Source organism: Rufibacter soli (assembly GCF_054781795.1).
Window position 1 is genome coordinate 640,233 of sequence record NZ_BAAGTS010000002.1, and the last position, 24,239, is coordinate 664,471.

General features: G+C 36.5%; 23 protein-coding genes. All 23 read left to right on the plus strand.

The features are described from left to right. Positions 1 to 31 precede the first annotated feature (31 nt). The 23 genes from neuB (at position 32) to ACYVJQ_RS04780 (ending at position 24,224) form a co-directional block, all read left to right on the plus strand. Positions 32 to 1,051: an N-acetylneuraminate synthase gene (gene neuB / locus ACYVJQ_RS04670; RefSeq protein WP_460891898.1), complete on the plus strand. Its 1,020-nt coding sequence runs from the start codon at positions 32 to 34 to the stop codon at positions 1,049 to 1,051. Beyond that, the gene (gene neuC, locus ACYVJQ_RS04675; RefSeq protein WP_460891899.1) at positions 1,033 to 2,148 is read left to right on the plus strand and encodes a UDP-N-acetylglucosamine 2-epimerase; all 1,116 of its coding nucleotides are present in this window, start codon (positions 1,033 to 1,035) and stop codon (positions 2,146 to 2,148) included. Before neuB ends, neuC begins: the two co-directional genes overlap by 19 nt. Next, positions 2,145 to 2,771 carry an acetyltransferase gene (locus tag ACYVJQ_RS04680; RefSeq protein WP_460891900.1) on the plus strand — a complete coding sequence of 209 codons (627 nt, stop codon included), beginning with the start codon at positions 2,145 to 2,147 and terminating at the stop codon, positions 2,769 to 2,771. Before neuC ends, ACYVJQ_RS04680 begins: the two co-directional genes overlap by 4 nt. Further along, complete coding sequence (locus tag ACYVJQ_RS04685; protein WP_460891901.1) at positions 2,768 to 3,814, plus strand: nucleotidyltransferase family protein; 1,047 nt, start codon at positions 2,768 to 2,770, stop codon at positions 3,812 to 3,814. Before ACYVJQ_RS04680 ends, ACYVJQ_RS04685 begins: the two co-directional genes overlap by 4 nt. 9 nt (positions 3,815 to 3,823) lie before the next feature. Beyond that, entirely contained in the window at positions 3,824 to 4,525 is a 702-nt protein-coding gene (locus tag ACYVJQ_RS04690) for an acylneuraminate cytidylyltransferase family protein (protein ID WP_460891902.1), read from the plus strand. Between the two features lie 6 nt (positions 4,526 to 4,531). Beyond that, on the plus strand, positions 4,532 to 5,518 hold the full coding sequence (locus tag ACYVJQ_RS04695; RefSeq protein ID WP_460891903.1) for an NAD-dependent 4,6-dehydratase LegB: 987 nt from the start codon (positions 4,532 to 4,534) through the stop codon (positions 5,516 to 5,518). 68 nt (positions 5,519 to 5,586) lie between these two features. Beyond that, positions 5,587 to 6,456: an imidazole glycerol phosphate synthase subunit HisF gene (gene hisF / locus ACYVJQ_RS04700; protein WP_460891904.1), complete on the plus strand. Its 870-nt coding sequence runs from the start codon at positions 5,587 to 5,589 to the stop codon at positions 6,454 to 6,456. Between the two features lie 2 nt (positions 6,457 to 6,458). Further along, on the plus strand, positions 6,459 to 7,109 hold the full coding sequence (hisH, locus tag ACYVJQ_RS04705) for an imidazole glycerol phosphate synthase subunit HisH (protein ID WP_460891905.1): 651 nt from the start codon (positions 6,459 to 6,461) through the stop codon (positions 7,107 to 7,109). A gap of 10 nt (positions 7,110 to 7,119) precedes the next feature. Next, complete coding sequence (locus ACYVJQ_RS04710) at positions 7,120 to 8,346, plus strand: N-acetyl sugar amidotransferase (RefSeq protein ID WP_460891906.1); 1,227 nt, start codon at positions 7,120 to 7,122, stop codon at positions 8,344 to 8,346. A 103-nt stretch (positions 8,347 to 8,449) separates the two neighbouring features. Then, positions 8,450 to 9,700, plus strand: a complete 1,251-nt coding sequence (locus ACYVJQ_RS04715) for a polysialyltransferase family glycosyltransferase (RefSeq protein ID WP_460891907.1) — start codon at positions 8,450 to 8,452, stop codon at positions 9,698 to 9,700. Further along, positions 9,697 to 11,001, plus strand: a complete 1,305-nt coding sequence (locus ACYVJQ_RS04720) for a lipopolysaccharide biosynthesis protein (protein WP_460891908.1) — start codon at positions 9,697 to 9,699, stop codon at positions 10,999 to 11,001. The genes ACYVJQ_RS04715 and ACYVJQ_RS04720 overlap by 4 nt, the downstream gene beginning before the upstream one ends. After that, positions 10,991 to 11,491: an acyltransferase gene (locus tag ACYVJQ_RS04725; RefSeq protein ID WP_460891909.1), complete on the plus strand. Its 501-nt coding sequence runs from the start codon at positions 10,991 to 10,993 to the stop codon at positions 11,489 to 11,491. The genes ACYVJQ_RS04720 and ACYVJQ_RS04725 overlap by 11 nt, the downstream gene beginning before the upstream one ends. Before the next feature lie 184 nt (positions 11,492 to 11,675). Beyond that, positions 11,676 to 12,734, plus strand: coding sequence for a glycosyltransferase (locus ACYVJQ_RS04730; protein ID WP_460891910.1), 1,059 nt, complete (start codon positions 11,676 to 11,678; stop codon positions 12,732 to 12,734). 550 nt (positions 12,735 to 13,284) lie between these two features. After that, complete coding sequence (locus ACYVJQ_RS04735) at positions 13,285 to 14,637, plus strand: UDP-glucose dehydrogenase family protein (protein ID WP_460891911.1); 1,353 nt, start codon at positions 13,285 to 13,287, stop codon at positions 14,635 to 14,637. Positions 14,638 to 14,641: 4 nt separating this feature from the next. Beyond that, positions 14,642 to 15,607, plus strand: a complete 966-nt coding sequence (locus ACYVJQ_RS04740) for a UDP-glucuronic acid decarboxylase family protein (protein WP_460891912.1) — start codon at positions 14,642 to 14,644, stop codon at positions 15,605 to 15,607. A 93-nt stretch (positions 15,608 to 15,700) separates the two neighbouring features. Next, positions 15,701 to 16,783, plus strand: coding sequence for a DegT/DnrJ/EryC1/StrS family aminotransferase (locus tag ACYVJQ_RS04745; RefSeq protein WP_460891913.1), 1,083 nt, complete (start codon positions 15,701 to 15,703; stop codon positions 16,781 to 16,783). Positions 16,784 to 16,785: 2 nt separating this feature from the next. Further along, positions 16,786 to 17,496 carry a WbqC family protein gene (locus ACYVJQ_RS04750; protein WP_460891914.1) on the plus strand — a complete coding sequence of 237 codons (711 nt, stop codon included), beginning with the start codon at positions 16,786 to 16,788 and terminating at the stop codon, positions 17,494 to 17,496. Positions 17,497 to 17,870: 374 nt separating this feature from the next. Then, positions 17,871 to 18,581 (plus strand): acetyltransferase, encoded by a 711-nt coding sequence (locus ACYVJQ_RS04755; protein ID WP_460891915.1) that lies wholly within the window; start codon positions 17,871 to 17,873, stop codon positions 18,579 to 18,581. A 2-nt stretch (positions 18,582 to 18,583) separates the two neighbouring features. Next, positions 18,584 to 19,507, plus strand: coding sequence for a glycoside hydrolase family protein (locus ACYVJQ_RS04760; protein ID WP_460891916.1), 924 nt, complete (start codon positions 18,584 to 18,586; stop codon positions 19,505 to 19,507). 20 nt (positions 19,508 to 19,527) lie between these two features. Then, complete coding sequence (locus ACYVJQ_RS04765; RefSeq protein WP_460891917.1) at positions 19,528 to 20,451, plus strand: glycosyltransferase family 2 protein; 924 nt, start codon at positions 19,528 to 19,530, stop codon at positions 20,449 to 20,451. A gap of 137 nt (positions 20,452 to 20,588) precedes the next feature. Further along, positions 20,589 to 22,013 (plus strand): lipopolysaccharide biosynthesis protein, encoded by a 1,425-nt coding sequence (locus ACYVJQ_RS04770; protein WP_460891918.1) that lies wholly within the window; start codon positions 20,589 to 20,591, stop codon positions 22,011 to 22,013. Between the two features lie 27 nt (positions 22,014 to 22,040). Next, on the plus strand, positions 22,041 to 23,279 hold the full coding sequence (locus ACYVJQ_RS04775) for a glycosyltransferase family 4 protein (RefSeq protein WP_460891919.1): 1,239 nt from the start codon (positions 22,041 to 22,043) through the stop codon (positions 23,277 to 23,279). A 12-nt stretch (positions 23,280 to 23,291) separates the two neighbouring features. After that, positions 23,292 to 24,224, plus strand: a complete 933-nt coding sequence (locus ACYVJQ_RS04780) for a glycosyltransferase family 2 protein (RefSeq protein WP_460891920.1) — start codon at positions 23,292 to 23,294, stop codon at positions 24,222 to 24,224. The last annotated feature ends 15 nt before the right edge of the window (positions 24,225 to 24,239 follow it).

Here is a 24,239-nt window from a genome sequence, read left to right on the forward strand (position 1 = left end):
TTTTACTTGGTGTGTCAGTATTTGTTTTAAAATGAATAAAATTCTAATTATTGCCGAAGCAGGAGTGAACCATAACGGTGACCTTGAGTTGGCTAAAAGAATGATTGATGTTGCCGCCGAAGCAGGAGTGGATGTAGTAAAGTTCCAAACCTTTCAGACCGAGAAACTGGTAAGTAAAAATGCCCAAAAGGCAGATTATCAAGCCAAAAATATTCAGGCCGAAGACACTTCTCAATTTTCGATGCTTAAAAAATTGGAACTAGATGTAGTTTCACACAGAATTCTGATAGACTATTGCCACCAAAAAGGAATTCAATTCAATTCTACCGCTTTCGACCTGGAAAGTATTGAACTGTTGCTGGATCTAGGCGTTTCATTTTTCAAGATTCCTTCAGGAGAAATTACCAACCTGCCATACCTTAAAAAAATTGGTGCTTTAGGTAAAAAAGTAATTCTCTCCACTGGTATGGCTGATCTGGGCGAAATCGAAGATGCTCTAGATATTTTGATGGCTGCAGGCACACCCCGCGAACAGATTATGGTTTTGCATTGCAGTACCGAATACCCAACCCCAATGGAGGATGTAAATCTGAAAGCCATGCAAACCATTGGAGAGGCCCTCAAGGTTGCTGTAGGTTATTCTGATCATACCTTAGGCATAGAAATTCCAATTGCGGCAGCAGCTTTGGGAGCCAAATGTATCGAAAAGCATTTTACGTTGGATCGTAATATGGAAGGACCGGATCATTTGGCTTCGCTGGAACCGTTTGAACTGAAAGCAATGGTAAAAGCAATCCGCAACATAGAAACGGCGCTTGGGAACGGGATTAAAAAGCCTTCCGAAACAGAACTAAAAAATAAAACGGCTGCCCGCAAAAGCATTCACCTAGTAAAAGATATTGCTCCTGGTACAATGTTAAAGGAAGAACACCTGATTATGAAACGACCAGGTGATGGTATTTCGCCGTTAGCTTTAAACGAAATTATTGGCCGTACCACAAAGCAAGCTCTTGAAGCAGATGCGAAACTTAGATGGGAGGATCTTGCGTGAAGGTATTGGTACTAACTAGTTCGCGCGCCGACTATGGCATTTACCTTCCTTTGCTTAAAAAGCTGGTAGATGATCCTTTTTTCGAACTGAAAATTATAGCTTTCGGGACACATCTTTCGCACTTTCACGGCTATACCTTAAAGCAAATCCACCAGGACGGATTCGAAGTTTTTAAAACTATAGAATCTTTGGTGCTCGGAGATTCACCGGAAGCGATCAGTTCTGCAATTGGGTTAACTCAACTGAAGTTTGCAGGCATTTGGGCGGATGAAAAGGATAAACTTGATCTGATCATATCCCTTGGTGACCGATATGAGATGTTTGCAGCGGTAATGGCAGCGGTGCCCTTTAACATTCCCATAGCGCATATCCATGGCGGAGAAACCACGTTAGGAGCTATTGATAATACGTTTCGCCATGCAATCACTTTGGCATCAAAGTTACATTTTACCTCCACAGAAATCCATGCGGCGCGGGTAAAAGAACTTACCGGTCAAACTGAAAAAATTTACAATGTAGGAGCTTTAAGTTTAGATAATATTCATAACATGGAATTGTTTACGATTCCTGAGTTCCAGAAACGATTCGGGATCGATATCAGAATTCCTACCGTATTGGTTACGTTTCACCCAGAAACTGTTTCATTTGAAGCTAACCTTAAGCATACCAATGAATTGATCGCTGCCTTAAAGGAATTGCCTTACCAGATCATCATTACGATGCCAAATGCCGATACTATGGGTTCTGCGGTAAGGGAGAAACTAGTAGCTTTTGCAAAACAGAATCCAAAAGTAAAGAGTATTGAAAGCTTTGGTACACTGGGGTATTTCTCATGTATTCAGCATTGTGCTTTCTTAATTGGTAATACATCAAGCGGAATTATAGAAGCAGCTTCCTTTGGCAAATACGTTGTCAATATTGGAAACCGACAATTAGGCCGTGAGGGAAGCGCTAATGTTTTCCACTGTCCGGTGGAAAAAAACGCAATTCTCTCCGTAATTCATCAGGTTGAAAGCTTGACACCCTATAGAGGCGAAAATATTTATGGATCAGGTAAGGCTGCCGATAAAATCATTGCAGTTTTAAAACAAAAATGAAACTAGAAAGAAGAATCGCTTTGATTGGGTATTCTGGCCATGCTTTTGTAGTGGCTGATATTTTCGCTTCTGCCAAAAAAAAGGTAGCCGCCTATTGCGATTTTTCCGAAAAGTATATTAATCCATATGGCTTAAAGTACTTAGGTTGGGAAGAGAATGAATCAACTATTGAGAAACTGGACAATTTTGATTATTTTATTGCTCTGGGCAATAACTTTTTAAGGGAAAAAGTATATGGCTTTTTGCAATCGCGCATTGGGGAACCAATAAACGCTATTCATTCGTCTGCAATTATTTCAGAATCAGTTTCTCTGGCAAAAGGCATAATGGTGGGCCCGGGGGCAATTATCAATGCACAGACAAAAATTGGGAATGGAGTAATATGTAATTCGGGATCTATCATTGAACATGAATGCGAAATTGGGGATTTCGCCCATGTTGCACCTGGGACAGTTTTGGGGGGGAGTGTTAAAATTGGGAAGAATTCATTTATTGGTGCCGGGGCAGTTATTTTGCCAGGCACAGTTATAGGTGATAATGTAATCGTGGGAGCCGGATGCGTAGTAATCCGAAACCTTCCTGATAACAGTAAAGTAGTAGGTAATCCGCAGCGATTTATATGATTACAACAGAAGAGAATTTGATATCTCCAGAAGCTTCTGGGCGGCAGGCATTAGCTAAACTAGAACTGACAGCCGGCGGAAAAACTTTATTTGTGGTTTCTGGAGATGGGTTTCTTTTAGGTACCCTAACTGATGGCGATATCCGGAGAGGCTTAATCAAAGGCCTGGATATTGATGGCAGCGTTACTACCTTTATGTATCGCGGCTTTAAGTACCTGATAAAAGATGAGTACACAATAAAAGATATTGAGTTTCTTCGGCTTGAAGAAATTGCTTTAGTACCGCTCTTAACGCAAGATAAGCGCTTAATTAAAATAATTGACCTTTCTCACCGTCGATCCTATATTCCATGCGAAGCCGTAATTATGGCCGGGGGAAGGGGTGAACGTTTGAGGCCCATGACCGATTTGGTGCCTAAGCCACTGCTTAAAGTGGGTGGTAGGCCCATTATTGAATATAATATCGACCAACTTATAAATTATGGAGTTGAACATATTCATATTTCAGTGCATTACTTAGGTGACCTGCTTAAAGATTATTTTAAAGACGGCAGTTCTAAAGGGATTAGAATAGATTACATAGATGAAGATAAGCCAATAGGAACCTTTGGCGCCGTTGGTTTAGTACCCGAGTTTAGCAAAGACTATGTTCTGGTTATGAATTCAGATCTGCTCACAAATATAGATTTTGAAGACTTTTTTAGAACGTTTGTGCAATCTGGAGCAGATATGACCTTGGCCTCCATTCCGTACCACGTAAACATTCCATATGCAGTATTAGAACTTGAGAATGAAACTATCCGGTCATTTAAAGAAAAACCAACATACACTTATTATTCCAACGGTGGCATTTATCTTATAAAAAAGGAATTGCTTAAATACATTCCAAAAGAGGAGGTCTTTAATGCTACAGACCTTATGGAATTGCTTATTGCAAAAGGCCGTAAAGTAAGTTCCTACCCACATTTAGGGTATTGGCTTGATATTGGGCAACCGGCAGATTTTGCCAAAGCTCAAGAAGATATTAAGCATATTAAGTTTTAATAAGCCATTATGTTATATTTTAACACCCTTGTGGTAATTCCTGCCCGGGGCGGTTCAAAAGGTATTCCTGGAAAGAATATCAAACCTCTCGCTGGTAAACCACTTATTTGTTATGCCATAGATGCCGCCCGAACCTTGGTACCTGACGCCCAGATTTGTGTTTCCACAGATGATGCGGAAATAATAAAAACGGTGGAAGGTTATGGCTTGAGGGTACCATTTAAAAGGCCAGATAATTTAGCAACTGATACCGCAGGTAGCTATGAAGTTTTGATCCATGCATTAGAATTTTATGAAAAGGCGGACACTCCAATAAATACTATTGTTTTATTACAGCCAACGTCACCTTTCAGAAGGCCCGAACACGTGAAAGAAGCGGTTGCAGCCTTTACCTCGGAAGTTGAAATGGTGGTTTCTGTTAAAGAGTCTCCGGCAAACCCATATTATTCCCTTTTCGAGGAAAATAAGGAAGGATTTTTAATACGCTCTAAAAGCGGTAAATTTACGCGGCGGCAGGATTGCCCTAAAGTATTTGAATACAATGGGGCCGTTTATGTAATTAATACACAAGCCCTAAAAAGTAGAAAGCTGCACGAATTCCAGAAGGTTAAGAAATACGTTATGGATGAGTTGAGTTCCATTGATGTAGACACGCCGCTTGATTGGAAATATTGCGAGTTTCTGTTAAAAGAAGGATTAGTAACCCTATAAGATAGAATGAAAAAAGTATTAGTTACAGGCGCAGATGGTTTTATCGGGAGTCATTTAACCGAATATTTGGTAAAACAAGGCTTCGACGTAAAGGCATTTGTTTATTATAATTCATTTAATTCTTATGGCTGGCTTGACGGGATCGACCCGAAAGTCCAAAAAGAAATTGAATTCTTTTCAGGTGATGTGCGCGATCCGAACGGTGTTCGCGTAGCCATGGAAGGAATTGACACTGTCTACCACCTTGCTGCCCTTATTGCTATTCCATACAGCTATCATTCTCCAGATAGTTATGTAGATACCAATATCAAAGGCACCTTAAATGTACTTCAGGCTGCGCGCTTGCTTAATACGCCACGGGTTTTGGTTACTTCCACTTCAGAAGTTTATGGCACGGCCCAATATATACCTATTGACGAAAAGCATCCTTTCCAAGGGCAATCGCCTTATAGCGCATCCAAAATTGGCGCCGACCGCATGGCAGAATCTTTTTTCCGTTCATTCCAAATGCCGGTTACCATTGTTCGTCCCTTCAATACATTTGGCCCCCGTCAATCAGCCAGGGCGGTTATTCCAACTATTATTACTCAGTTGCTGAATGGTGAAACTGAGATCAAGCTCGGCGACCTCAAACCAACCCGCGATTTATTATTTGTGGAAGATACAGTTCGCGGCTTCGAAACCATTGCCCGCCATGAGAACACAATAGGCGAAGAGATTAATATTGCCACCCAGAGCGAGATTTCGGTAGGAGATCTTGCTCAAAAGCTGATCGATAAGATTAACCCGGCCGCAAAAATAATCCAGGAAGAGCAGCGGCTTCGCCCAGATAGGAGTGAGGTTTGGCAGTTGTATGGCTCAAACCAGAAAATAAAAACGCTGACTGATTGGGAACAAAAAGTAACGTTAGATGAGGGGTTAAGTCGCACCATTGAGTGGTTCAGCGAAAAGCACAACCTGAGAAAATACAAGCACGAGTTTTATAATATCTAATTTCGAGAGGTATCTTTCTCTTTAGAAAGGAGCAAAAAAATAAGTGCAGCATTTAGAATAAGATTAGCATGTCAAACATAAGAATTATTCCCCGACTCGATATAAAAGGACCGAATCTTGTAAAAGGAATTCACTTGGAAGGATTACGGGTTCTAGGCAAGCCGGAAGAATTTGCCAAATATTATTATGAGACTGGCGCTGATGAGTTAATGTATATGGATGTGGTGGCCAGTTTGTATGAACGCAATAGTTTGCATGACATCGTAAGCCGTACGGCAAAGGAAATCTTTATTCCATTAACTGTTGGGGGCGGCATCCGTACCATTGAAGATATCCGAAATGTTTTGCGCGCTGGTGCTGATAAAGTTGCCTTAAATACAGGAGCAATTAAGAACCCCAATATAATTAGGGAGGCATCTTTAAAGTTTGGTTCTTCTACTATTGTGGTAGCAATAGAAGCTATAAAGCAGCCTCATGGCGAGTACCAAGCCTTTGTAGATAATGCCCGTGAGCATACCGGGAAAGAGGTTGTTGCCTGGGCAAAAGAAGTGGAAGAACTAGGCGCAGGTGAATTGGTGATTACTTCTGTAGACCGCGAAGGTACCGGTTCTGGATTCGATATTGAACTAGTAAATAAAATAGCCAATGCGGTTTCTATTCCTGTTATTGCCCACGGTGGGCCCGGCAAATTGTCAGATATTTCAGAAGTAATTACTAAAGGTAATGCCAGCGCCGTGGCAGTAGCTTCTATGCTTCACTATAATTTCGCCCAAAATAACGCCACCTCCGGCGATAAATCAGAGGGCAACACTGAGTTTTTGCGTAGTGGGCGGTCTTTCAATAAAATGAGCTATACCACACTACCAGAAATTAAGGAGTATTTAATAAGTGCAGGTATTCCGTGCCGGCACAATTCAGAAATAAAGACTTTAAGCTGATTATGGCAAAAGTAACTATTATAGATTATGGTCTAGGCAACTTGTTTAGTGTTGAACAGGCGTGTAAGAATGTTGGCCTGGAAACTGAAATAACTAATGATAATACCATGATTGCAAAGGCTGAAGCGCTAATTCTCCCAGGCGTAGGCGCTTTTGGTGATGCTATGGAAAGTTTACATAAGCAGGATTTGGTGCAGCCGATCAAAGATTTTGCCGACAGCGGAAAACCATTCTTTGGCGTTTGCCTGGGTATGCAGTTACTTTTTACGGAAAGTGAAGAGTTCGGCAGCCACAAAGGGTTAGATATCATTCCGGGGGTAATCGCTAAATTTCCGAATGCAACCTCTTCTCACCCCAAAATAAAAGTACCGCAAATTGCCTGGAATCAAATCATGAAACCGGCAGGAAGGGATTGGTTAAGAACACCATACCAAGAACTGAACGATGGTGAATATATGTATTTTGTGCATTCGTACTATGCCCGGCCAGAACAGTCCGAACACTCCCTATCACTTACTACGTACGAAGATATTGAGTATAGCTCCAGTGTATTAAGAAATAATGTCTTTGCCACGCAATTTCATCCGGAAAAAAGTGCAGACTCCGGTCTTTCAATTTATAAAAACTGGGCTAAAACCATACTGAAAAATTAACGACTCCCCAATGAACCAGATACTCGAAACGAAATATGGCCTTCCGTCTGAAGTTACCTTCTGCAAAAGGTGCGTAATGTCCAACCAGCGCCCAGCCTCTACCTCAGAATTTAAACATACTATAAACAGCAAGAAAACAACCCTTGCTATAGACGAGGAAGGAATCTGCGATGCCTGCCGTACTGCTGAGCAGAAAAACAGCATTGACTGGAACAAACGTGAGGAAGAATTATTGCAATTATTGGATAAGCACCGAAGCAAAGATGGTAGCTATGATTGTTTGGTGCCAGGAAGCGGAGGTAAAGACAGCGCTTACCAGGCCCATGTTCTGAAATACAAATACGGTATGAACCCACTTACCGTAACTTGGCCGCCTATATTATATACAGAGTACGGATACAAAAACTTTAAAAATTGGATTGATAGCGGATTCGATAACATGAGCTTTTACCGTAATGGAAAAGTTATGAAGTTGCTTACGAAGCTTTCTATTGAAAACTTGCTGCACCCATTCCAGACCTTCATATTAGGGCAAAAAAATCTTGCACCTAAAATTGCCGCTAAATATGGCATTCCATTGATCTTTTACGGAGAGAATGAAGCGGAATATGGTAATCCGATTGCTGATAACGCCTCTTCTTTGCGTGACAAATCCTACTACAGCATGACCCACATGGATGATATTTATCTAGGCGGGGTTTCCATAGCAGAATTAAAAGAAAAATATAATGTACCCATTGCGGACCTTATGTCCTTCTTGCCGGCCAGTTCCGAGGAGATGGAAAAATCCAAAATAGAAGTCCATTACCTGGGTTATTACCTGAAATGGACGCCACAGGAGGTTTATTATTATGCGGTGGAAAATACAGGTTTTCAGGCGCGGCCATTTCGTACTCAGGGTACATTTAGTAAATATAATAGCATTGATGATAAGATCGATGATCTGCATTATTACACAACGTACATTAAATTTGGAATAGGGCGGGCAACTTATGATGCCTCCCAAGAGATCAGGAATAATCACCTTACCCGAGAGGAAGGCGTTGCTTTAGTAAAAAAATTCGATGGTGAATTCCCAGATCGTTATTTTAATGAGATAGTAGATTACTTAGAGCTCACACCTGAATATTTCATGGAGCTTTGTGATAAATTTCGTTCTCCGCACCTTTGGGGTAAAGACGAACGGGGAAACTGGAAATTGCGCCACAACGTATGGGGTGGTGGGCTGAACGATTAATTTCAGTTTTATTTTTTTATACAAAACTAATGTCTAAAACTAGCCTTAATACTCCCTTTAAGTGAAAATATGGGAGTGTTAAGGCTATGGTGATTTTTAATAAATGGAAAACAAAAGACGATTATTAATAGTTGGTGATTATAATCGGAGAGATTTTGTTGAAGCCTTTGGTAAATGCAAAAATGAATTTGAATTCTATTTTATCGAATATGCATTAAGTTCTGAAATAAAAACCGATTTCCACAAAGAATACGGACAGGCCCTTTTTTGGAAAGATTTTAGCGATGCTTTTAGCCTATTGAAGAAAATAAAGCCCGAAAAGGTTATTTTCTTTTTTATTGAATCCTTTAACCACGTGGCCCTTAATGTTGCCTGTAAAAACCTCCAGATTCCTACATATCATCTGGAGCATGGATTTAGGGAGTATAAATTAGAAACAGCACTGATCAGCAATTATGCTCCCCCCAGTTTAGCCAAAAATAGCCTGAAGGGAATATTGTTGAAAGCCTTAGCCATTAAAGATGCTTTTGCCAAGGTCAAAACAAAACTATTCTTTTTCAGAACAGTATTCAAAACCTCTGGAAAGGAAAAGGAATTTTTGCGATTGTTCTACAATATCAGACAGGCAAACAACGTCTTTCACACGTTCAAAAAAATTAAATCACCATACCGCACCGCCGATATCTATCTTTCCTATAGCCCAGCTATTTTTCAGGCGCATGTGAAAGAAGATCATTTACTGCCCGGGCACCCGGTTAGGTATATTGGGATGAGTGAATTCGATGATTGGATAAATATAAAGCCATCGGAAATAGAGGAAAAGAATATTATCTTTATTCATCAACCCTTATCGGGGCAAGGATTTTTAGGGTGGACCCAAGCATTTGAAAGTACTTTTATTGCTGAATTTACCCGTTTTTGCGAAGAGAATGGTTATAAGCTACTTATTAAAAAGCATCCTTATGACTATTCCTCCATTTGGAACCAAGCCTTGGAAGAAGGAAAAGCAGAACTGATCGCAAGTGAAGATTTTTTAAAAAAGGTAACAAAAACTAAAATTTTTGTTGGCTTTTTTTCCACCATGTTAATTCCAGTTGCTGCCTTACCCCACACGGTATTATTCACTTTTGAAGGCCACCCCCAGAATGATTTACTACCTTCTGAATTTTTAGTGGCTAGTGGGGTTAGCGAACCTTTCTATGATTTTAGAGAATTGGAAGCAAAGCTTAAGGAAATCGCTACTATTGAAAAGGTTCAAAAGGCAAATAAAGCAGGCTTTATTAATAGTTGGATGTATAAGTTTGATGGTGACGCAGGCAAGAGATTACGTAATATTTTGGTAGAGCGGAAATGAATTTAAGTTTACTTCGGTCATTTTCCGCCTATTCTTTCGCTGGCTTTTTTGGGGCTGCCGCAAATTTTTTTGTACTACCAATCCTTTCACATTATTTATCGGTAGAGGATTATGGGATTCTATCAATTTTTAATGCCTATGTGACCATTGCCATTCCTATTGTGGGTTTGGTAGCTGCTGGCGTGATTACGATCGAATATTATAAAATAAAAGATAAAACGGAATTTGCTTCGTTTTTCTCTTCAGTACAGTTAATCCCCGTCATTCCATTTGCTTTGCTTTCAGTTATTGCAGTACTCTTTAGAGGCAGCATAAGCGAATTACTTGAGATACCAACTGAATTTGCACGCTACATTTTCTTAATTCCTTTATTAGCCATTCTCACGATTTACCTGGAAACGTATCTGGCCTATTTAGTGGTGAAAAAGGAGGCAAAACACTATCTGGTTATCAATGTGGCTAAGTCAACATTTGAAATAGGATTAACCTTATTATTTATTATTTATTTTGATATGGGTTGGATGGGGCGAATTCTATCCTGGCTTCTAGTTACTAGTATTTTTACCGTTGTTGCCTTGGTTTATTTTCAGCGGCAAAGACTTCTTACGTTTAACATTAATTTTAAATATTATAAGGCTGGTGTCTTTTTTGGTTTGCCACTGATCTTACATACCATTGGTAAATTTGTTATCAGCCAATCGGACAGGATTTTTATTGCAAAGATGGTAGGTGTGGGTGATGTTGGGGTTTACAATATCGCCAACCAACTTGCCAGCATAATGCTTATTTTTATTACTGCTTTTAGTAATTTATATATTCCTTACCTGTATGAACGTTTATCCAATTTTAACCATAAAGCAGAAACTGAAATATTGCAAATTAGTTATTTTTATGGCTTTGCCCTATTATTAGGTTGTACAGGCATCACCGTGGTAAGCCAGTATCTTTTTGGTTGGTTTATTGATATTAAGTTCATCGGCGCTATTCCTTATATTTTCTGGATCACGCTGAGTTATTTTCTTTGGGGAATTTATATGCTTTTTGCAGCCTATATTTATTATTTCAACAAAAATATATATTTGGCTTATTTGGCGGTTATAAATGTTGTGACAAATTTGGGCTTTAACTATATTTTTATTATTAAATATGGGGCTTTGGGGGCAGCCTATGCAACTTGCTTGTCTTATTTAATTACATTGATTCTGGTAATTATTATTGCTAATAAATTAATTCGTATTTCTTGGTTAAATTTTTCAAAGATTATTAATGCTTTATTTAAAAATAAAACCAATGTTCAATAAGATTTTAGGTTTTATATTTGGTAAATGCCAGGAAGCTTATTATGCTGAACGGTATAAATACTTTAGGTGTCACTATAATATAGATACCAACTTCGGGTTCAATGGTACGGATATTAGGCTTTATGGGGATGGTGAAATCGAATTGGGGCAGAATTCTTATATTGGATCTTATTCCACTATGCAGTTAACAACAGGTTGTATACTTAAAATAGGAGAAAATTGCCAAATAAGCCATAATGTAAGAATGTACACGGGTTCAGCTGATCCTGATCAGGATTTTAGAATACCCAAAGTAAAAGCAGATAAAAGGGGTTCAATTATTATTGGCAATGGGGTATGGATCGGGGCGAACGTTTTTATAAATCCGGGAATTAATATAGGTAGTAATGCCGTGGTGGGGGCTAATAGCGTGGTCGTGAGGGATATTCCTGAAAATGCTATCTTTGGTGGAGTTCCTGCTCGGTTGATTAAATTTAAATCTTTTGATTAATATTCGGTGATTAAACAATAGCCTTATATTTTCATTTTGGAAAAAAAACCTTGTGTGTTGTTTAATAAATTAGAAGTATTAGCAATAAAAATGTTATTAAAATGTTTGAAATGAAATTATTAGTAAAATTTCAATAGGTCGTACTACTTCAAGGCAATTGGCAAAATTTGGTTATTGAAACGTAATGATTAAGAAGAACATCTTACATGTAATAGATAATTTAGCGGTGGGTGGCGCAGAGACATTGCTTGTTAATACGGTGAATTCTCTTAGTGAAAACTATAATAATATAATTGTCTATTTAAATGAGCCTAGTCAATTAAAAGAAAAGATTAATAATGCGAAAATAATTTGTTTAGGGCACACAGGTGTACTTTCTATCCTTCCCTCCATTATAAAATTAAGGAAAATTATTGTTATGCACCAAATTGACATAGTTCATGCTCATTTATTATGGTCCTCTGTCATTAGTCGTTTAGCTTGCCCTCCTAATTTGAGGTTAGTTTTCAGTGTGCACAGTATTTTAAGCGAAGATGCTTTTATTCCTTATCCTAAGAGCCTGTATCTTGAAAAATTTACATACAAAGCTTGGCAGGAAGCAATTTTTGTTTCAGAAGCGGTAAAAGAGGATTATGATGTACATGTAGGCTTAAAGGGTAAAACTTACGTGCTTCATAATTTTATTTCAGATGATTTTTTTAAGAAGGCAAACCATGATGGTAAGAGCTACTCTAAGCCACTTAGGTTAGTTTCTGTAGGAACTTTAAAAGAGGCAAAAAATTATGCTTTCCTTATTTCTGAAATGAGTAAGGTAAATCCTGACGAAGTTACTCTTGATATTTTTGGTAATGGACCCCTGCAGGAGCAATTGCAAAGCTTAATTGGTTCCTATGGTATGAAAAATGTTACTTTGAAAGGTATGGGAGAAAATATTTCTCAGCTTTTGACTAAGTATGATGTTTTTGTTTCCGCCTCTAAGCATGAAGGTTTCGGGCTTGCCCCAATTGAAGGGATGGCAAGTGGCTTGCCATGTTTACTTTCTGATATTCCTGCTTTCCGTGAAGTAGCAAACGGAAATGCACTATTCTTTGACTTAAGCAAAGAGAATGATTTTTTTGTTAAAATTTCAGAATTGTTAAAGTCGCCTATCCTTCTTCAAGAATTAGCTACTAAAGGGGAAAAGCATGCCAAAGGATTTAATAAAGAGAATTATTTAATACAGTTAATGAATATATATGGGTAGGGATATTCTTTTAATAGAAAAGCTTTAAGGTTTGTTTCATGATTTATATTTTTAAAGTTATAATTTTTATCTTCCCCTTCTCTTATTTCTTATAAAACATTCACTTTTTATCTGAGATTAGAATTGTCACGTGTTCGTTTGGATTTGTGTCTATTGGATAAATCTCACCTCAGTCGATTCCCACCGGTTAATTCTTACAAAAGATAGTACCTTTGCTTGCATGAACAAGTGTGTCATTTGATCAAATTCTACAAGGAAGACTAAAAACTTTTGGAAACCTTCTGTTTTTAAAAGTTATATGACCTTTTTTATTAAATTTCTCTATTACAGGCATCTGCCAAAATTTTATGTGTTTGCCTCGCCTGTATTTTTTTACAACTTGGTTTTAGAAAACTTCATCTTAACAATGAGGTAAAAAGTTTAGCTCCTCTTCCCTCAGAATCAATGTTTTCTTTTTTCTAGAAATTTTTTTTATGATGGGCTTCCTGGAGATATTAACGTAAAAATTTATTTAAGATAAATTTATTTTTCATCTAAAATTAAGGAATATATGAAAATTGCTGTAATTGGTACGGGATACGTAGGTCTAGTGACTGGTACTTGCTTTGCAGAAGTTGGGATAGATGTTACTTGTATAGATGTTAATGAAAGGAAGATTCATGATTTAGCGAATGGTATCCTTCCTATTTATGAACCAGGCTTAGAGGAGATGGTACAAAGGAATGCAGAAAAAGGACGGCTTTCCTTTTCTACAGACTTAGGCAGCGTTATCAAAGACTGTGATGTTGCCTTTATTGCAGTAGGTACTCCACCTGAGGAGGACGGAAGTGCTGATCTTAAATATGTGTTAGGAGTAGCTAGAGAGATTGGCAAACAAATGACTGACTATTTAGTAGTTGTTACTAAAAGTACAGTGCCAGTTGGTACAGCCAAAAAGGTGAAGCAAGTAATTAAAACCGAATTGGAAAGCCGGCAATCAGATTTAGCCTTTGACATTGCTTCTAATCCGGAATTTTTAAAGGAGGGGGCTGCCATCGAAGACTTTCTTAAACCAGACCGTATTGTGATAGGCGTGGAGTCTGAGCAGGCGGAGGAGGTAATGCGTAAACTTTACAAGCCCTTCTTGTTGAATGGACACCCCATTATCTTTATGGATGTCCCCTCAGCTGAAATGACCAAATATGCCGCTAATTCTATGTTAGCAACAAAAATTAGCTTTATGAACGATATTGCTAACCTGTGTGAAATCATGGGGGCAGATGTGAATATGGTACGGCGGGGTATAGGAAGTGATACAAGGATAGGTAATAAGTTTATTTACCCAGGAATAGGTTATGGAGGATCCTGTTTTCCTAAAGATGTGAAAGCCTTAATTAAGACAGCAGCTGAACGTGGTTATCAAATGCAGATTTTAAAAGCGGTGGAATCAGTGAACGAGAATCAAAAAGAGGTTCTTTTTAATAAAGCCATGAAGCATTTTGCAGGAGAATTGGCCGGCAAGACGTTTGCCATTTGGGGCCTTTCCTTTAAACCTAAAACTGATGACATGCGGGAAGCCCCATCCTTGGTTATCATAAATCGATTGATTTCCCAGGGGGCAAAGGTGAGAACATATGACCCAGTAGCCATTAAAGAAGCCAGGCAAATGATTGGGGAAAACAACAGTGTATTTTATGCTAAAGATGAATACGAAGCCCTTATAGATTCGGATGCCCTTTTAGTGGTGACAGAATGGCCTGAATTTAGGTCGCCAAATTTTAAGGTAGTAGGAAGATTGCTGAAGAATAAGGTAATAATAGACGGACGTAATATTTATGATGCTAAGGAGTTAGGTGAGTTAGGCTTCACCTATTATGGTATTGGTGTCAAAGAAGTGCTGCCGGTAATTGAAACTACTAACTAAAAGGATGAAAGACAGGAAACGCGTCCTTATTACAGGCGGAGCTGGATTTTTGGGGTCACATCTATGTGACAGATTTATTGAAGAGGGTTACCATGTAATGGCCATGGATAATCTCATCACTGGAGATATAAAAAATATTGAACATCTATTTAAATTGAAGCATTTTGAGTTCTATCACCATGATGTCTCAAAATATGTGCACGTACCAGGGACGTTAGATTATATACTACATTTTGCATCTCCTGCCTCACCCATTGATTACCTGAAAATTCCCATTCAGACACTTAAGGTTGGTTCCTTGGGAACTCATAATCTACTAGGATTAGCAAAAAATAAAAAGGCTAGGATGTTAATAGCTTCTACTTCTGAGGTTTATGGGGATCCGGAAGTTCACCCTCAAGTAGAGGAGTATTGGGGACACGTTAATCCAGTAGGTCCAAGAGGCTGCTATGATGAGGCAAAAAGGTTCCAGGAGGCAATTACTATGGCTTATCACCTGCACCATGGCTTAGAAACACGCATTGCTCGTATTTTTAATACCTATGGTCCTCGTATGCGTCTGAATGATGGAAGAGTATTGCCTGCTTTCATGGGACAAGCCTTAAAAGGAGAAGAGCTATCGTTGTTTGGCGATGGTTCCCAAACAAGGTCTTTTTGTTACGTAGATGATTTAGTTGAAGGAATATATAAATTATTATTAAGCGAATATTCCCTTCCTGTTAATATTGGTAATCCTTCTGAGGTAACAATAAAAGAGTTTGCTGAGGAAATTTGTCAATTAACTGGAGCAGAGTTAAAGTTAAGTTATCAACCCCTGCCTGAAAATGATCCTCAAAAACGAAGACCAGACATTACAAAAGCTAAAGAAATATTAGGATGGGAACCAAAAGTGCCACGGGCAGAAGGGTTGAGGAGAACCTTAGAGTATTTTAAAGTATCTAAAGCAATAAATAGTCATTTCAAAGGCTAATAAGTAATTTCTTTAAAGAAGGACTCTGAATAATAATCTGAGTGTCTTAATAGTGGCAAAAAAAATATTAAGTAAAAAAATATTGCGGTTAATATGATTCCAGTGACAAAAGCTTTTCTGCCTTCGCTAACGGAGTATCAAGGTTATATAGAATCAATATTTAAAAGAGGATGGTTGACAAATAATGGTCCCTTGCTTAATGAATTAGAGCTAAAACTGAAAGAGTATTTAAACGTGCCTTATTTGCTTTATGTAAGCAATGGCACCATAGCATTGCAAATTGCTATTAAAGCTTTAGAATTAAAGGGCGAAATAATTACAACTCCTTTTTCATACGTTGCCACGACTTCTTCAATAGTGTGGGAAAATTGTAAGCCTATTTTTGTGGACATTGATCCAAACACATTTAATATTGATCCTGAAAAAATTGAGGAAGCTATAACATCCCATTCTACTGCTATTTTGGCTACACATGTCTTTGGTAACCCTTGTGATATAGATGCAATTCAAAAAATAGCTGAAAAGCATGGATTAAAAGTTATTTATGATGCAGCCCATTGCTTTGGCACTACCTTTAAGGGCAAGTCAATTTTTGAGTATGGAGATATAAGTACAACCAGCTTTCATGCTACAAAACTATTCCATACAAGTGAAGGAGGAGCCGTTTTTACAACGCAACCTGCATTGTTGAAGAAAATGGCTTTATTACGTAATTTTGGACATGAAACTCCTGTTAAGTTTGATGGGGTTGGCATAAATGCCAAAAATTCAGAATTTCATGCTGCCATGGGGTTGTGTGTATTAAAATATATAGATGAGATTAGGGCTAGGAGGAGGGAGCAGTGGGCTAATTATGAAGTAAAGCTTTCTGGTATGAAGGTGAAAATTCTATCTGTTCCTATATCAAAAGATGAATATAATGCCTCTTATTTTCCAATTGTTTTTGAAGATGAGGAAGGGTTATTGAAATCCATAGAAATATTAAATCTTAATAATATTTTTCCTAGAAGATATTTTTATCCCTCTTTAAATACTCTTAATTATCTTGAGCCTTCTTTTTGTCCTTTATCTGAAAATCTGGCTAAAAGAATACTTTGTTTGCCGCTTTACCATGATTTATCTAGTGAAGAGCAGGATATGATAATTAGGTTGCTGTTGAGGGCCCAAAATAACTAAGTATGAGTACTATTGCAATAATGCAGCCCTATTTTTTGCCTTATTTAGGGTATTTTCAATTAATTAAATCAGTTGATAAATTTATATTTTATGATGATGTAAATTATATTAAACAGGGGTGGATAAATCGCAATAATATCTTAATAAACAATAAGGCGAGTCTATTTACTGTTCCATTAGATAGTCCAAGTTCGTTTAATTTGATTAAAGATACCAAGCTAAATTTTAAAATTTATCCAATTTGGGTGATAAAATTTCTAAAAACTATAGAGCAAAATTATAAAAAGGCGCCTTTTTATATAGAAGTTTCAAGGTTATTAACGGTAATATTTGGCTCTGATAGTAAAACCATAGCCAATCTAAATGTTTACAGTGTTATTTTAATTTCTAAATACTTAGGTTTGGATACAAGATTTGTTGAAAGTTCTTGTGTGTATAATAATTCTTATCTTAAAGGCCAAGAGAGGATAATTAATATTTGTAAACAAGAAGGGGCAAAACATTATGTAAACCCTATAGGAGGGGTGAATTTGTATTCAAAAACAGATTTCTTATTTAATGGCATTGAGTTAAGCTTTATTAAAACTGAGTTTCAATTATACAAGCAGTTTTATGAAGAAGGCTTTGTTCCCGGACTTTCAATCCTAGATGTTCTGATGTTTAATTCTAAGGAGGTGGTTCGTGAAATGTTGGATGACTATATTTTGACTTAATGAAGTAATGATTGTTATTCAATAAAGTTAGAGCCGTTTTTTTTATAAAAGTGCAATACATAATGAAGGTTTCTCTATAGTAGGCTAAATAGCGATTAGAATTTATAGATGGTCAGTTCTTAATAGATGATCATATAAATATAATATAAAAAAGCTTGAAAGAAATTCTAAGGGTTAGTTGAGTTTTAGTTGATCCTAAATTTGTAAGAGAAAAAATAGTTTATTATAGCTTAAATATCTTTTGAAACCATAAATATTAAATGGTTAGTAGAGTAGAAACATTTTCTAGAGGGTGTGACCTTTAGTTGGCTGGTAAAAGGCCAGGTTCAGAAGAGATAGTGGTTTTAGTGTTCAAAATATATGTACACTTTGTTATGAAATTTTACAAAACAGGAATTATGGAGGAAAATAAAATATTGATTTTTGGTGTTAGTCAGCTAGCTAGTCTTGCGCATTTTTATTTAAAGCATGATAGTCCACATACAGTCGTTGCTTTTACTGTTGACAAATCCTATAAAGAGCAAGATGAGTATGAAGGATTGCCAGTTATTCCTTTTGAGGAAATTGAAACCCTTTATCCTCCGAGTGAATACAAAATGTTTTTGCCAATCAGTTTTAAGGAGATGAGTCATCTAAGAAGAAGAAAATATGAGGAGGCAAAGGCAAAGGGTTATACATGTATAAGCTATGTGAGTTCCAAAGCTACAACATGGCCTGATTTGAATATAGGTGAAAACTGTTTCATTTTTGAAGACAATACTATCCAGCCTTATGTTAAAATAGGGAATAATTGCGTGCTTTGGAGTGGAAATCATATTGGGCACCATACTGAAATAAAAGATCATGTGTTTATTACCTCGCAGGTGGTTATATCAGGTTGCTGTGTGATAGAAGACCATTCTTTTTTTGGTGTTAATTCAACTATAAGAGATGAAACTATAATCGGGAAGGAAACTTTGGTTGGAATGGGTGCTATTATTACCAAAGACACCCCAGAGCATAGTATATGGATTGGGGCAAAAACTACCATGAGAGAAGCTAAAAGTAATCAAATAGACAGTATTTCTCACAAAACTAATGGATAGGTATGTGGTCAAAGAGAGGACTGATTTTCAATGCCGATAATAACTATGAATGGATGGTGTCACATGCCTGTGTGCCAACAGCAATAGTAATTCCAGATAGTAAAATACGTATTTATTTTGCCCCGAGAAATAGGAAGGGGCAAAGCATTCCAACTTTTATAGATGTCTCTTCTGAAAATCCATCAGAGGTTCTGTACGTCCATGATAAACCCATTTTAGCCCTAGGCGATTTAGGTACATTTGATGATGGAGGAATTATGCCATGCTCTGTAATTGAAGATAATGGTAAATTATATTTATATTATGTAGGTTGGAATCCAAGTGTTTCAGTGCCATATAGGAATTCAGTAGGTGTGGCAATTAGTAATGATGGCGGCTTCACTTTCGAAAGATTGTTTTCAGGGCCAATTGTTGATAGAAATATGCAAGAACCATATTTTACTGCCTCGCCTTGTGTTTTTAAGGAGGGAAATAAATGGCAAATTTGGTATGCTTCCTCTACTGGATTTAAAATCGCAAATAATAAACCAGAGCCCTTATATCTTATTAAATATGGGTTTTCTTCTGACGGTATTCATTGGACCCGAGATAATGTCACTTGTATATATCCTAAAACCCCTGATGAAGCGAACGCACGCCCTTCGGTCATTAAGGAGAACGGTATTTATAAAATGTGGTTTTGTTATAGAGGGAGTTTCGACTATAGAGATGGGGTAGATAGTTATAAAATTGGCTACGCAGAATCTATTGATGGTGTTTCTTGGCAGCGACTAGACCATTTGGCTGGAATAGAATTGTCATCTGAAGGGTGGGATAATAAAATGCAAACGTATCCATGTGTTATAAAAATTGAAAATAAGAAATACTTGTTCTACAATGGAAATGGTTTTGGTAAAACAGGCATTGGATGGGCTGAGTGGGTATAATTTTATATTAGTTTTTAAATATGGAACCTGAAATTCTAGTTAGTGTATCAATAATTACGTATAACCAAGAAAAATTTATTCGTCAAGCTATTGAAGGCGTAGTAAACCAGAAAGTAGATTTTAATTATGAATTAGTGATTGGTGATGATTGTTCAACGGATGGGACTAAGGGGATAATTCTGGAATATTGTAATAAATATCCAAATATAATTAAACCTATATTCCATCCTGAGCGAAATAAAGGAATACCAGGTAAGCTAAACTTCCTTTCTACTTTGGCTGCTGCAAAAGGAAAATATGTAGCTTTGCTTGATGGAGATGATTACTGGATAGATCCATTTAAACTAAAAAAGCAAGTAGAATTTTTAGAGAATAATACAGATTATGTAATGTGTTTTCATAACACATTAGTTCAATATGATGATCTTAGGGAAAGTCATAATTTGCATCCTGCAGATATGAAAAAAGATTTTAATATTGAAGACATAATAGGGGGGTATTTTCTAGGGCCTCTTAGCGTGGTCTATAAAAATAACCTTATAAAAAATATGCCAGAATGGTATTTTAAATTAGAATATGGTGATGCTCCATTATTTTCAATGATAGCCGCACACGGGAAAATTAAATATTTTGATGATGTAATGGGAGTCTATAGAGTTCACCCTGGTGGAGTTATGCAGACTTTAAAAGACGATAAGTTTAAATTGGCAGCAATTGATTATTATAAAAATATTAATAAACACTTTTTTGGAAAATATAAAAGGATATTATATCCCATGATATCTGATTTGTATTATTTTTTGTCTGAATCAAGTGCACTCAAGGGAGAAAGGAAAATGAGCAAAAATGGTATTGTCAATTCAATTCTTTTTAGATTATTGTCTTTCCAATTTCCTCAGAAAAGGCAGTTATATGTGCTTATGAAGTTGATTGCTAATAATTAGTAGTTGTGGTAAAATGGATGTATACCTAAATTTAAATAGATTCATTTTGCTATTTTTTTATAATAGCTATTTACTAATAGTTATTTGAGATGTGTAGCCTTTAGGAAATGCACTTATCTTTCAAGAATTAAGTAGGTATGTTAAAAGGAGTACTGTGGGACTTAGTGGAGAAGTTTTCCAATCAGGGAGTAAGTTTAGGCATTTCAATTATTTTAGCACGCTTGCTTTCCCCAGAAGAGTTTGGGTTGATAGGCATGGTAATGGTCATCATAGGGATGTCCCAAATGTTCCTGGATATGGGATTTGGGTCTGCGTTAGTTCAACGACAAGATGTAACTAATAAGCACTATTCATCAGTATTTTTTATAAATATTCTTGTAGGGGCATTACTAACTATAGCTTTATATTTTAGTTCTCCACTTATCTCTAGCTTTTATGAAAGGCCTGAGCTAGAAGATATTTGTAAAGCTTTATCGTTTCTTTTCCTTATTGACTCCTTTATAATTGTACAATATACAATTTTTGCCAAAGAATTAAATTTTAAGACTCCAGCGATTGTAAGGGTTACCTCCACACTTCTTTCTGGCATGGTAGGAGTTTACCTTGCATATAATGGTTTTGGCGTATGGAGTCTTGTAATTCAAAGTTTAATTGGTGCGGTGCTTTCTGTTTCCGGAATCTGGATAGGATCTTCATGGAAGCCTATTTTGTTTTTTGATTCCAAAATTATAAGAGAGCTATGGTCTTTTGGTTCAAAAATGTTTGCTTCAGGTGTTATAGATAGTGTTTTTAGCAGGTTAGATGTCTTAATTATTGGAAAGATATTTTCTGCTAATACCTTGGGATTTTATACTAGGGCCCAATCATTTAATAATTTAGTTATCCAATACACTTCCGGAAGCTTGGCAAGGGTCTTCTTTCCTACTATTAGTAATATTCAACATGATCTGAAGGAAGTAAAGGAACTTTATATGAATGTAATTTCAATTGTTTCTTTTTTAGTTTTTGGTTTATTAGGCTTTTTCTATTTATCTGCTGAAGATTTATTTGTTTTCTTATTTACTGATAAATGGCTTCCAGCAGTTAAGTACTTCCAAATATTGATGCTTGGAGGGTATGCATTCCCCTTAAATAACATAATGATTAGTATCCTAAGTGGTCGAGGAAAATCTAACAAATTTCTCAAACTAGAATTGTTCAAGAAAGGTTTATTGTGTCTTGCTTTTGGGTCTGGATTATTGTTTGGAATTTATGGCTTTCTTTATTCCTTAGTAATTGTGTATTTCTTTATGTTGTTGTTGAATATATATTTTGTTAAAAATGAAATTGATTTAACAATGAGCTCCCAATTGCGTGAAATTTTTCAGTATTGTTTGATTTCAATAATAATTGTAGCTCCATTAACGTATTATAGTCATTATTTTTCAGATTATAGGTTAATAGCCTTGATACAAGCGGGCATTAGTTTTTTAGTTTTGTATTTGATCTTAAATCTTTTATTTAAAACGAAAGTTATTGTACTTTTAAAGGTGAGGGTTGAAGGTTTTTTGAGTAAAAGATAAATTTATTTTTGTTAACCATTAATTACATTGAAAATAGTTTTCTATCATACAGAGCATAACGCGGCTAATTTAGAAACCATTTATACTAGAGGTACTTCTGGTACTGTTTCTACCCTGCTCTGGGTTGCAAAAGGATTAGCAGAATTAGGCCATGATGTACATGTTTTAAGTTTTAGTGAAGATATTGTAGTTAATGGTGTTAAATTTGTTTCTGTTAATTCCCAGTCTGGGGCTATCTCCTATTTAGAAAACCTGCCAAATATTGATGCCTTCATTGCTATAGCAGGTGCGGGGCAGATTTTTGAAGAGTATAACTGTAATGCCCGAATAAGAATTTATTGGCTGCATGTCTTAGGCATGTGGAATAACACGTTGTTTCTCAAAGCACTTAAAGAAAGCAGGCTTGATAAAATAGTGTGTGTTAGTGCTTTTCATTTATCTTATCTTCTTTTTGGTCTTGAAAAGCACGCTCTTTACCGGTATAAGATGAGTTTAATAAATAAATTGTCTTATATATATAATCCTATTAATTTAAATTATATATCAAAGTTCAGAAAAGGCGTTGAACGCAATAGAACAGAAGGCCACGGCAGTAAGTTTATTATTTGCTTTGCTGGAATGTTAGCCTCCTATAAGGGGTTTCATCATGTTGTTAGGGTATTCTTCAAGTTTAATAAATTATATCCTAACTCTGAACTTCGTGTTTTTGGCTCTTCTGAGCTTTACGGAATAACGGAAACTGTAGGAAGGTCTGGCTACGTTGAAAAGGAATTTGAAGAGGAATTTCTAAGTCCTTACTTATTTCCTGATGGGAAGAATATTCATCCAGATATTAAGTTTTTTGGTACTTTGGCCAGAAAGGAACTTTATAGCGAGATGGCAGGCAGTAGTGTTTTAGTTACAGGGCTTGACGGTGGGGAGACATTTTGTGTAACAGTAGCAGAGGCTCAGGCTTTAGGTGTTCCGGTGGTGACCCGGCAGCGAGGAGGGCAATCTGAGTTAATTGTTAATTCCAAAAGCGGGTATGTAGTTAAGATGGATGACGAAAAGCTAATTGCCGCCTTGGGGTCATTGTATAGTATGGAAGATGACCGCTTTCGTGAAATGCAAAAGACAGCTGTCAAGAATATTGAGCGATTTGATTATAAGGTCGTATCACAGGAATGGGAACTTTTTATTTTTAGTTTATTGAATAATAAAGGATTTGTTGATTTTAATAAACTAATCGGTTCGCTTTCTGTAAAATTGAAATTAATAAAAGACTAATTTTTTGATTAGATGGAAGGCCCGCTGGTTTCTATAATAATGCCTGCTTATAATTGTGAAAAATTTATTAATAAGGCAATAGATAGCATATTAAACCAATCTTTTAAAAATTTTGAATTGTTGATTGCTGATGATGCTTCTAGAGATAGGACTAGAGAATTAATTGACTCTTACCAAGACCAACGAATTAAAGTAAGTCATAATGAAAGCAATTTAGGAAACTTACAAACATGTAATAAACTGTTTTCATTAGCTAAGGGCGAGTTCATTGCTATCCAGGATGCTGATGATTGGTCTGATAGTTTCCGGTTAGAGAAACAGTTGGATGCCTTTGGTAAAGATCCCTTGTTAAGCGGGTGTTGCACGCAGCGTTATTTAACTAATGTATCAGGTGAGATTGAAGACGTATCCTCATTCCCTTTAGATTATCAGCAGATAAAAAAGGGGTTGCCTGATTCTTTTTATTTTCACTGTACTTCCATTATGATTAAAAAGGAAGTTTACCAGGAAGTTGGCGGGTATAACCTTTATTTCGATAAAAAGGGAGGAGCAGATTGGTATTGGATTTCATTAATAATTGATAAATTCAAAATTATTAATTTGCCTTTGCCATTGTATTATTACAGGAAAAATCCGGAATCAATAACCCAATCTGCCAGTACTTCTAGTAAAACCTATACTGATGAAATGATTAGGTTTTTTATAAATCAGAGAAAGTCTGATGGGTGGGATTATTTAACAGTTAATAATTTGTCTGCTGTTTATGAAGTTGAACAAACATTTAAGAATGATAAAGTTTTTCTTCAAAAAAAATATATTTTTGAACTATTAGCAAGAAGAAAATATTTTCGAGCCTTTTTATCTTTTATGGCTATTATTACTTATAATCCTTTTATAGGTTTTAAATTCTATAAAGATATTTTTTATTATATTTTTCTTAAATAGATCTCAGGATTTATT